This window comes from Arthrobacter terrae (genome assembly GCF_015708085.1).
Classification (GTDB): Bacteria; Actinomycetota; Actinomycetes; order Actinomycetales; family Micrococcaceae; genus Arthrobacter_M; species Arthrobacter_M terrae.
Window position 1 is genome coordinate 1 of the sequence record NZ_JADNYM010000031.1, and the last position, 10,191, is coordinate 10,191.

Here is a 10,191-nt window from a genome sequence, read left to right on the forward strand (position 1 = left end):
TGAATCCGTTGTCCGCTCCGCGTCCGGATCAGCGGGGCGTGGACGGGTCCCTGGTCGGGGTGGATGCCCGGACCCCGGATCAGCGTCGTGCTGACGCGATCACTGAAATCGCCCGTGCTGCCGGGGCTTACCTCAACTTCCCCCACCCACAACACAACAACCCCAACAGCAGCGACAGCGACAGGACCGGCGGCACGGACAGCGCCGAAGCCAGCGGCGCTATTGAGGGCATGGGTTCTTCTGAGGCAGGCAACGGCCGCTCTGCCGAAGATGGTGATGGCGGTTCTGCTGGTGATGGTTCTGCTGGTGATGGGAGTGGGTGGGTGCATCCGGAAATGGATGCCCGGGCCCAGGCAGTAGCTGCTGCGGCCCAGGCCGAGGACCTGTTCTCCCTCACCCCAACCCACGACACCACACACACAGACCAAGACGCAGACAACGGCACAGGAACAGACACCGGCACCGGCACCGGCACCGGCGCTGACAGCGGCCCCGGTCCGGGAACGGAGACGGGATTCGGTCCAGAGACAGAGACAGTGACAGGGACGGGTCCGGGGACGGGCAGGGGTTCCGGTGGTACCCGTTGTGGTCCGAGTAAGGCCGGTAGGCTCCGGCCGGGTAGGCGACCGGCCCGCATCACGATCACGACCACTTTTGACCAGCTCCGCAGCTTCCCGGACAAGGACGCAGCCATCCTCCGGCAAACCCTGGGAAACCAACCAAAACCAGCAGAACCACCAGCACCACCACAACCACCGGAACCACTGGAGCCACTGGAATTACCGGAGTTACTGGAGTCCCCGGAACCGGGAGCACAGCTGGCCCTGACGGTCGGACCGGTACCGGCAGCACCACAAACCCCAGCAGATCCCGACGCAGAAGACCACGGTTCACCGGCCGAACCGTCGGATCTGCCGTCGGGCTGGACGGACCCGGACGGCGTGGAGGAGGACAGCGGCTGGCCAGGCGGGGTAGGTCCGGAGAACACCAGCGTCGGCTGGGACACCACCACCAGCACCACTGACAGCAGCACCAATGATTCCACCACCAGCCCCGGGTCTTCGTGGTTTTTTGGTTCAGAACCAGAGGTACTTCCGGAGCAGGGTTTGTCCGGTGCTGGTGGGTTAACGCCGTTGGATCCGATGCCGTCGTGGTGTGACGGGTTGGGCAGTATCAGTCCCGGCACGCTGGCGAGAATGGTGTGTGACGCGTCGTTTGAACGAGCCGTCCTGGGCACCAACGGTGCCGTCCTGGATTTGGGGACCGCGGTCAGGCTCGCAACACCGGCCCAGCGCCGGGCCGTGTCCGTCCGCGACGGCGGGTGCGTCCGTCCCGGCTGCAACCGGCCCGCGTCCTGGTGCGATATCCACCACGTCATCTGGTACTCCCGCGGCGGACCCACCGCCGTATCCAACATGTGCGCCCTATGCCCTTCCTGCCACTCCCTGGTCCACGCCGGGATCCTGGAAGTGCGGCCGTATGGTTTTGTGAGACAGGTTGTTAGGAGCCCTTTTTCGCATGACTGATCGTAAGAAGTACACGCAGCAGTTCAAGGATGATGCCGTGGAGTTGGTGATTTCCTCGGGCCGGCCGATCGCCCAGGTCTGCACTGATATCGGCGTTAACGAGGGCACGTTGGGGAACTGGGTGCGGCTGTACCGTGCCGATCATCCGGACCGGTTCGGCGCGGAGGAGAAGGCGTCGGTGTCTTGGGAAGAGCACCAGAAGGCGTTGGCCGAAATCGCGAAACTGAAGCAGGACGTCGATTTCCTGGGAAAAGTCAGCGCCTTCTTTGCAGCGAAGCAACGGTAGAAGATTTCTACGAGTTCATCGAAGCGGAGAAGGCGAACTATCCGATTGCCCGGCTGTGCCGTGTCCTGAAAGTGTCCCGGGCCTCGTTCTATCGGTGGCGCAGGCCGAAGGGCCCGTCCCCGCGTCAGGTGCGGCACGACAAGCTCGTCGGGGAGGTCACCGGCCTGTTCAAGAAGGAAGAAGGCCGCGCCGGCCGGGATCAGCTGACCCTGATGCTCAATAACAACGGCGTGGACGTCTCCGCGCCCACGGTGGGGGCAATCATGCGTGAGCACGGCTTGAGGGCCGCACGGACCCGGGCCTGGAAGAAGACCACAGAGCAGGACCCGCAGGCGAAAACCGCGCACATCAAGAACCACATGCTCGACGGGCACGGCAAACGCGACTTCACCTCCACCGTGCCCGGGACCCGGCTCTGCGGGGACATCACCTATCTGCGCACCGGCGAAGGGTGGCTGTACCTGGCCACCGTGATCGACCTGTGCACCGGCATGGTCATTGGTTGGTCGATGGCCGCGCACATGCGCGCCAGCCTGTGCACCGATGCCCTGGCCATGGCCCGCGACCACGGCCGCCTTGCCTGCGACGGGGCCATTTTCAACTCCGACCGCGGATCGCAGTACACCTCCGGCGAATTCCAGCAATGGTGCGCCGGCAACAGCGTCACCCAGTCCATGGGCGCGGTCGGCGTCTGCTGGGACAATGCCGTTGCGGAAAATTTCTTCTCTCACCTGAAGACGGAGTTCTACCACCACCAGACCTTCGCCAGCAGGCTTGCGGCCAGGACCGCCGTCATGGACTACATCGAAGCCTGGTACAACCGCCGCAGGCCCAACCGCAGAGCCGGCGGCATACCCCCCGCGACGGCCTTGGCCAACCATCAAGCCCGCGACCGCGAACCCGTGGCCGCGTAACTGAAATCAACTACGAAACTGTCTCAAAAACTTGACGTGCGCAAAGTCACCATGGACGACGGGATCCCCTACCTGAGGTACGGGCCCAACGCCCGCCAACACCCGGGCCCACGCTTCTACCACCACCACCACACCACCACCGGCCTAAACACCGGGGCTGGCACCGCCTTGGGCGAAGAGACGACAGCCCGCTACGCCGGGAACCCCTGGATCCGCAACACCTACCACGACAACCTCAAAGACGCCCAAAACTTCGCCCGCACCATCATCACCGGCAGCGAGTAGTAGGGCTCTCCGTCTCCCCATAAGCGGCAGCCAAGCGAAGTCGGCTAAGCAGGCTAGGCAGTAATTTTCAGCGACGTAATCATTCGTTGAATATTCTGAAACTCCGCGCTGAGCATGTATTTCTGGGCCTCCGCAATTGTATTGAACGTCCTGCCCCCGGGGGTCAGCTGAAGTGCATCGCCAAACATGTAAATTCCGATGCTTGGCCCAGTGACAGTGTTGTAAATCAGGCACGCAGTCCCGTTCGCGCCCGCGGCGTGGTCCGTAATGCCATAGGACGCGTAAAACGAATTGGTCCCCTGAATCAGCCGGTAAACGAAGCGGGGTGACACGGCCTGTGCATCAGTGGCAGTGGAGGGAACGTCCATTGGAATACTTGCCAGCACGGTATAGGGACGCATCTGTTCTTCGGCGCAGGCACCACCAAGCCCCGATATCCCTGTCGCCAGGGTGGCCAGCCGTTGTCCGTCCGGATCCTTGATGACGATGTTCATTGCACCGGCAGCGGGCCCATCGGCGTCCTGTTGCACCGTCCAGTCCTGCGGCAGTTCAAACCTGACACTGTGCCGGCGGTCGGTAAAGGTCTTCCAGACGGCCGCGGTGGACTCCGCGCTCGGGGCCGCCGGGGCTATGGAAGTGGAACCGGAGGACGACGACGGGTCGGACGACGGCGAAGCGTCCGTTGCCGACGACGTCGGGTCGGCAGACGACGACGTTCCGCTCGTCGGCGCCTTCGTCACGGAGGTGCCTGGTGACGTTGGTTGGGAAGGACCTGGGTCCCGGGCGGCGGTGACACATCCTGACAAGGAAGCGGCAACTAACCCGCAGAGTACTGGGCTTAACCACTTGACGTACCGTGACGCCGTCGTCCGTCTGTGCATGTCAGGAGTCTATCGGCCCCGTTCGATACTGCGTTCGGTAGCCTCCGCTGCTCGCGCGGGTGGCGGCGTCGCCAGTCCGTGGCGGACTCCGCGACGAATGACTGATGGACCCAAGGAGAACAGTGAGCACAACCATTTCAGCCGATCCAGGCATACCTATCCCCGACGCCGCCGACCTGCCCTCATCGACGTCAGTTCCATCAACGGCACCGTTGCTGGGTTCCTCTGCGGTCGAGCGGGGCTTTATGCTGCGGAGGCGGATATTTCCGACCGAACTTGGTCCGGTAGCTGTCAGGTATTCACCGGCAACAGCCGACGGCGATGGGCGGAAGGTGACGGCGGACGTGTATCTGCACGGAGCTGCAGGTTCATGGACCACCTTCGTTCCGCTGCTGGCGGCATCCGAACGCCGAGCAGCAGCAGGAACGGTACAGGTCACCAGAACAGCACAGGTCACCGGAACAGCACTGGCCGCCGATCCCGCCGCTACAACACCGTCGGTAGCCGGGCGCCCCATGGTCTATCTGGATCTGCCGGGTTGGGGCGAGTCGGACCTCCGTGCTGACATCTCGGCTTTGACCATAGAGGCGATGTCAGATGTGGTGACCGGCATCCTGGCAACCCTTGGTTACCGGCGCTGGAATCTGATCGGCCACTCAATGGGTGGTTTCCTGGCCCTCCACATTGCTGCCGTCGAACCACTGCGGACCTCGAGCGTTGCTGTCCTTTCCGGCACCACCTTCAGCGTGGCGCGGTCGGCCGGAAGACCCTTCGTGGGTTTGCTGCGCTCCCCCGCGTTCACCGGCATGCTGCTGGTGATGCGGACCATGGCAGGGTGCGGAGCTGCCGGTGAATTTCTCATCCGCCGGACGGGGAACAGCGCACTGATGAAGGTGCTGATGGCACCGTTTTTTGCCTATCCGCATAGTATCGACCCCTCGGTGATTACGGCGCTGGGCCAGGATGCGCGTCCTGCTTCCTTTGCGGCGGCCGCCCGCGCGGCTGCGGGATACGACTTCACCCGGTGGCGATCGATTACTGCCCCCGTGCTGGCGACGCGCGGCGATCAGGATGTCTTCACGCCGCCGTCGGACCTTGCCCGGCTAGCCGAACTTGTGCCCCACGCTGAGCTGTTCACCATTGCAGACTGCGGTCACTTCGCCCCTATTGAGCATCCGGACCTCGTGGACGGGATGTTGACACGACTGGCCGGCGAAACGGAGCTGAATATGCTGCGGAACGGTCTGGTAGATATGGCGTGAACGTTTGTTTCAGGTAAACGAAAACTATGGACATAACGTTCATTGCCGCATAGCTTTATCTCGTGACCGAAATCTCCTCTCTTGAACGCGCAGCAGCATCTGAGCTCCCCCTACTTCTTTTGGACTTTGACGGCACCGTTTGTCTCGGTGACGGACCGGTCGTAGCCTACGCCGAGGCTGCGGCAGAACGGATGCCTGCCGCAGCCCGCGGCGGACTCATCGACGGTCTGGAGCGGTTCCTGGCGAATCATCCCGGCAGCCCGGCCCATAAAGACGGCTATGCGGCCGTCGCGACGCTGACTGCGGATTATCTGGACACCGAGGAGCTCAACTCGGCCTACACCCAAAGTCGGGAGCGCATCGCTGCCGGCGGTATCGAGATCAGCGCCGCGCCGGGCCTGCATGATTTTCTTGCCGGACTGGCCGGCCGCGCTTTCCGGGTCCTGTTGACCAATGCTCCCCGAACCGGGATATCCGAAAGCCTTGCCGAGCTGGGGCTGACCGATGTCCTGGACGGCATTATTGCCCAGGCGGCTAAGCCGGCAGGATTTCACCGGCTGCTTCCACAGCTGCTGAAGAACCGGGCAGCTGAAGAAGTACTAAGTGTCGGTGACGTTTGGGTCAACGACATCGATCTGCCGGGGCGCTTCGGATGCGCCACGGCCTTCATTGATCGTTTCAATCACCGCACCGGGCCGGCAAACCTGCACGCGGCCAGCTTTGATCAGTTGTATCCGGGGATTGGCGAGTGGGCGCAAAACCCACGGACCTTCCAACAAAATCATCCCGCCACCCCTGTTACCGCAACCATGAATGTAGAGGCAACACTGTGATATCGAACAAAACTGTGATGTCAAGCCAAACCGGGATATCTGCCAGCAGCCTGAAATCATCCCGTCCCAAGCTGGCCGGCTGGGCCGCCGTCGCATTTGCCGGTGTTCTGGCCCTGTCCTCCTGCGGCGTCAGCCAGGATGCTCCTGCCGGGGGCGCCTCCGGTGCCGCGGCCTCTGGCCCCTGTGCAGGCACAAACGACGACGCAGCCGCGGCGCCGAAAGAGCTGACCTTGGCGCTGGTTCCTTCCGGTGATGCAAAGAAATTGGTGGATACGGTGAAGCCGCTCGAGGCCGCTTTGACCGACCGGCTGGGGATCCCGGTACACGGCGTCATCACGGCCGATTACCAGGCCGCCGTTGAAGCAATCGGCTCAAACCAGGCCCAGATCGGCATGCTGCCCTCGCTCCAAATGAGCCAGGCCTGCGACAAGTATGGAGCCAAGCCGGTCCTGCAGACGTTGCGCAAGGACAAATCCAGCTATGCCGCCCAAATGTTTACGAACAACCCATCCAAGTACTGCACGGATGCGCCCGCACCGGGCCCCAACGGCATGCTGTACTGCAATGGCACCGGCTCCGGTGACGGCCCTGCCGGGTTGGATTCAATTGCAAAGGTTAAAGGTGCCCAGGTGTCCATGCTTTCCCCTGCATCCCCGGCCGGCTATATCTTCCCCATCGCCGCGCTGAAGGCAAAGGGTGTTGCTGTGGAAGACATCTCCCCCATCAAGGTGACCGCTAACGACGCATCGGTTTTGGCTGTCTATAAGGGTGACGCCGAGGTCGGCTTTAGCTACTGGGATGCGCGCGAGGTGGTCAAGAAGGACAACCCCGATGTGGGCAGTAAAGTGGTCGTTTTTGCGCTGACTGACGAGGTCCCGAATGACGGAATGTCCGTCTCCGGCAAGCTGAGCGCGGACTGGCAGAAGAAAATCAGCGACGCGATGCTGGACTACGCTAAAACTCCCGAAGGCGTGACGGCGCTGACAGCCATTTACCAGATCACCGGTATGAAGACGGCCGATGTAGCCAGCCTGAAGAAGACCCAGGACGCCGCGCATTCCATTGGATTGGGCTGATCGCTGTGGCCGCCACTCGCGGTCCGGGTGCGGAGTCCCCCAGCGCTGCCGACATCCGCTTCAACAACGTCTCGGTGCGGTACCCGAACGGATTCACTGGCTTAACGGACGTTACTCTGTCCATACCCGCAGGCCAGATGGTCGGGATCATCGGCCTTTCGGGCGCGGGTAAATCCACGCTGGTGCGGACCATTAACGGTCTGGTTCCGATCAGCAGCGGGGACATCACTGTTGGCGATTACACGCTGGCACCGGGCCGCAGGCAGCTGCGGGGGCGGGCGCTGCGGGATCTGCGCTCCGACGTGGGAATGGTCTTCCAGAGCTTTAACCTGGCCAAACGCACCACAGTGATTAACAACGTCCTGATGGGCCGCCTGCACCACACCCCGGCGTGGCGGTCGCTGCTGGCCGCGTGGGAAAAGGACGACGTTGAACTCGCGATGCAGGCGCTGGAACGAGTGGAAATAGTCTCGAAGGCATACGAAAAAGCCTCCAGCCTCTCCGGCGGCCAGCAGCAACGAGTGGCAATCGCCCGTACCCTTGCGCAACAGCCCAAAGTGATCCTGGCGGATGAGCCCGTCGCCTCCCTGGACCCGCCCACCTCCCACGTTGTGATGCGGGATCTGCAGCGGATTAACGCCGAGCTGGGCATTACGGTAGTGGTGAACCTGCACTTCCTGGATCTGGCCCGGCGCTATTGCGACCGGCTGATCGGGCTGCGATCAGGCACGGTGGTCTTTGATGGCCCGGGCGCCGAAGCGGACGAAAAGGTCTTCGAGAACATCTACGGCCGGTCCCTTACCGCCGAGGACGTCCTCGAAGCGAAGGCAGAGCTGTGAGCACAGCCGGCGCTGGCACCGGGCCCAATGCTTCCGGCACACCCCGGAACGGTCTTGGCGGGCCCGGGAGAGCTCCCGCCGGACGCCCGGCTAAGCCCAAAAGCGCCGGCGCCATCGCCGTCGTCGTCCTGATCCTGCTAGCAATCACGCTCTGGGCGGGGCTGGGCATTAGGGTTGATCTGGCGGCGATCGCGCGGAACTGGTCCAACGCCGTCGCCAATATCATTCAATTGACCCAACCGGATTACGGCTTTATCCCGAAGACCTTCCCGGCGCTGTTGGAAACGCTGCAGATGGCGGTGATCGCCACGGCCATCGGTGCCGCGGTGTCACTGCCGCTGGCTTTCCTGGCCTCCCGTGCTACGAATCCGCATACCCCGCTGTTGCGTGTGGTGCGGTTTGTGATGAACCTGGTCCGCTCCGTGCCGGACATCCTGTACGCCGCCATTTTGGTGGCCGTGGTCGGTGTGGGCGCACTATCCGGGATTATGGCGCTGGTAATGTTCAACATTGGCATTATCGTCAAGCTGGTCTCGGAAGCGCTCGACGGCGAGGATGCCGGTGCGCAGGAGGCTGCCCTGGCTGCCGGGGCCAGCTGGTTCAAAGCGGACCGGGCCGCGATGCTCCCGCAGATTCTGCCCACGTTTGCGTCCCAGACTCTGTATACCTTTGAAATCAATATCCGTGCTTCCACCGTGATCGGGCTGGTCGGTGCCGGCGGTCTGGGCGTGTTGATCGACAATGTGCGCAATTTTTTCCGTTATCACGAGCTGTCCATGATTATCTTCGAAATTCTAATCATGGTGGTGGTGCTGGAGATGTTCTCTGCATGGCTGCGTAAAAGGTTGGTGTGAGGTGCCGGTTATGAAAACAACTCCTCTTCCGGGCGCCGACGCAGCCGGCAGGGCGGACGGCGGCAGGACAGGCAGGGCCGACGGCGGCGGGAACGGTGGCGGCCACGCCGGCGGGACAGGCGAAAGCAAGGCCAACCGCATGCACGCCCGCCCGGCTAAGCCCGTCCGCTGGGCGGCAAAATTCCTTTGGCTGGTCATCACCGCGATCGTTGTGGCAGCGTTCTGGTCTGTTCGGATCAAATGGTCCTCGCTGGCGGAATTTCCGGCGGAATTCAGTAAATACCTGGGCCTGCTGTTCGGGCCGCCGGACTGGAGCAAATTCGGCGAAGCCTTTGACGCCACAATCCTCTCCGTTCAAATGGCGTGGATTGGCACGGTACTGGGCATCATAATCTCTTTCCCGCTGAGCTTCCTGGCCTCGCGCGGACTTGCACCGTCGGTACTGAACTGGCCGCTGCGCGCGCTCTTCGCCGTGATCCGCGCCGTTCCGGAGGTCGTGATCGCCATTTTGATCCTCTCCGTGACCGGATTGACCCCGTTTACCGGTGCGCTGGCGCTGGCGATAGGGTCCATTGGGACGTTGGGCAAGTGGGGGTATGAGGCCTTTGAAGGGGTTGACGGCGGCCCGCTGGAAGGGGTCCGCGCGACCGGCGGCGGCACGCTGGCGCTCATCCGCTGGGGTGTTTGGCCCAGCGCACAGCCGGAGGTCTTCTCCTTCTGGCTCTATCGCTTTGAAATTAACGTCCGTGCATCGGCGATTCTGGGTCTGATCGGGGCCGGCGGCATCGGCAAGATGCTGCAGGACAACGTTCAGTTCCGAAACTGGGACGCGGTGGGAATGCTGCTGCTGGTAGTCATTGTGGTGACCATGATCATTGACCAGATCTCCGGCACCGTGCGGAACCGGCTGATCCACGGGGTGTGGGAAGTGCCGCTGCTGCGCAGCTACCGACGGAGAATGTCAATGCGCCGCGAAAGGATGGAGCCATGAATACGTTGAAGATCCTGCATCTCAGTGACACCCATCTGAACGGCGGCGGCACCCTGCATTCCGGTGTGGTGGACACGGTGGCCAACCTGCGTGGGGTGCTGGCAAAGCTTGCCCACCTAGACCAGCTGGATCTGCTGGTGGTTTCGGGGGACGTGTCCGACGACGGCTCCGCGGAATCCTACGAGCTGACGCGGACGCTTCTGCTGGACTTCGCGCGTGTCCGGGGCGCCGCCGTCGTCCTCGCAATGGGGAACCACGACCAGCGCGAGACCTTCCGGCAGGTCCTGGGCAGCGGCCACCTGAAGTCCGACGACACTGCACAGGTCAACACTGCACAGGTCAACACTGCACAGGTCAACACTGCACAGGTCAACACTGCACAGGTCAACACTGCACAGGTCAACACTGCACAGGTCAACACTGCACAGGTCAACACTGCACAGG

General features: G+C 62.7%; 11 protein-coding genes. 10 read left to right on the forward strand and 1 reads right to left on the reverse strand.

Annotation, left to right across the window (positions count from 1 at the left end; all coding sequences use genetic code 11):
* From IV500_RS18980 to IV500_RS18990, 3 genes are all read left to right on the forward strand, one after another.
* A partial coding sequence (locus IV500_RS18980) for an HNH endonuclease signature motif containing protein (RefSeq protein ID WP_196398391.1) occupies positions 1–1,526 on the forward strand: 1,526 nt, incomplete at its 5' end.
* A protein-coding gene (locus IV500_RS18985; protein WP_196398392.1) for an IS3 family transposase occupies positions 1,519–2,726 on the forward strand; the annotation gives its coding sequence in 2 pieces (ribosomal slippage) (positions 1,519–1,774 and positions 1,774–2,726; 1,209 coding nt in all). The genes IV500_RS18980 and IV500_RS18985, both read left to right, overlap by 8 nt.
* A gap of 36 nt (positions 2,727–2,762) precedes the next feature.
* Positions 2,763–3,011, forward strand: coding sequence for a hypothetical protein (locus IV500_RS18990; protein ID WP_196398393.1), 249 nt, complete (start codon positions 2,763–2,765; stop codon positions 3,009–3,011).
* Positions 3,012–3,064: 53 nt separating this feature from the next.
* Here IV500_RS18990 and IV500_RS18995 read toward each other — a convergent pair whose 3' ends face one another.
* Positions 3,065–3,751, reverse strand: a complete 687-nt coding sequence (locus tag IV500_RS18995) for a hypothetical protein (protein ID WP_196398394.1) — start codon at positions 3,749–3,751, stop codon at positions 3,065–3,067.
* Positions 3,752–4,014: 263 nt separating this feature from the next.
* Here IV500_RS18995 and IV500_RS19000 point away from each other — a divergent pair, with 263 nt between their 5' ends.
* The 7 genes from IV500_RS19000 to IV500_RS19030 all read left to right on the forward strand — a co-directional run.
* Entirely contained in the window at positions 4,015–5,154 is a 1,140-nt protein-coding gene (locus IV500_RS19000) for an alpha/beta fold hydrolase (RefSeq protein ID WP_196398395.1), read from the forward strand.
* Between the two features lie 62 nt (positions 5,155–5,216).
* Positions 5,217–5,987: an HAD family hydrolase gene (locus tag IV500_RS19005; protein WP_196398396.1), complete on the forward strand. Its 771-nt coding sequence runs from the start codon at positions 5,217–5,219 to the stop codon at positions 5,985–5,987.
* A 17-nt stretch (positions 5,988–6,004) separates the two neighbouring features.
* Entirely contained in the window at positions 6,005–7,063 is a 1,059-nt protein-coding gene (gene phnD, locus IV500_RS19010) for a phosphate/phosphite/phosphonate ABC transporter substrate-binding protein (RefSeq protein ID WP_230855190.1), read from the forward strand.
* A complete protein-coding gene (gene phnC, locus IV500_RS19015; protein ID WP_196398433.1) occupies positions 7,060–7,902 on the forward strand; it encodes a phosphonate ABC transporter ATP-binding protein in 843 nt (280 codons plus the stop codon). Before phnD ends, phnC begins: the two co-directional genes overlap by 4 nt.
* The gene (phnE, locus tag IV500_RS19020) at positions 7,899–8,756 is read left to right on the forward strand and encodes a phosphonate ABC transporter, permease protein PhnE (RefSeq protein ID WP_196398397.1); all 858 of its coding nucleotides are present in this window, start codon (positions 7,899–7,901) and stop codon (positions 8,754–8,756) included. Before phnC ends, phnE (IV500_RS19020) begins: the two co-directional genes overlap by 4 nt.
* A 139-nt stretch (positions 8,757–8,895) precedes the next feature.
* Positions 8,896–9,747 carry a phosphonate ABC transporter, permease protein PhnE gene (gene phnE / locus IV500_RS19025; protein WP_196398434.1) on the forward strand — a complete coding sequence of 284 codons (852 nt, stop codon included), beginning with the start codon at positions 8,896–8,898 and terminating at the stop codon, positions 9,745–9,747.
* The coding region (locus tag IV500_RS19030; RefSeq protein WP_196398398.1) for a metallophosphoesterase at positions 9,744–10,191 on the forward strand (448 nt) is incomplete at its 3' end. The genes phnE (IV500_RS19025) and IV500_RS19030, both read left to right, overlap by 4 nt.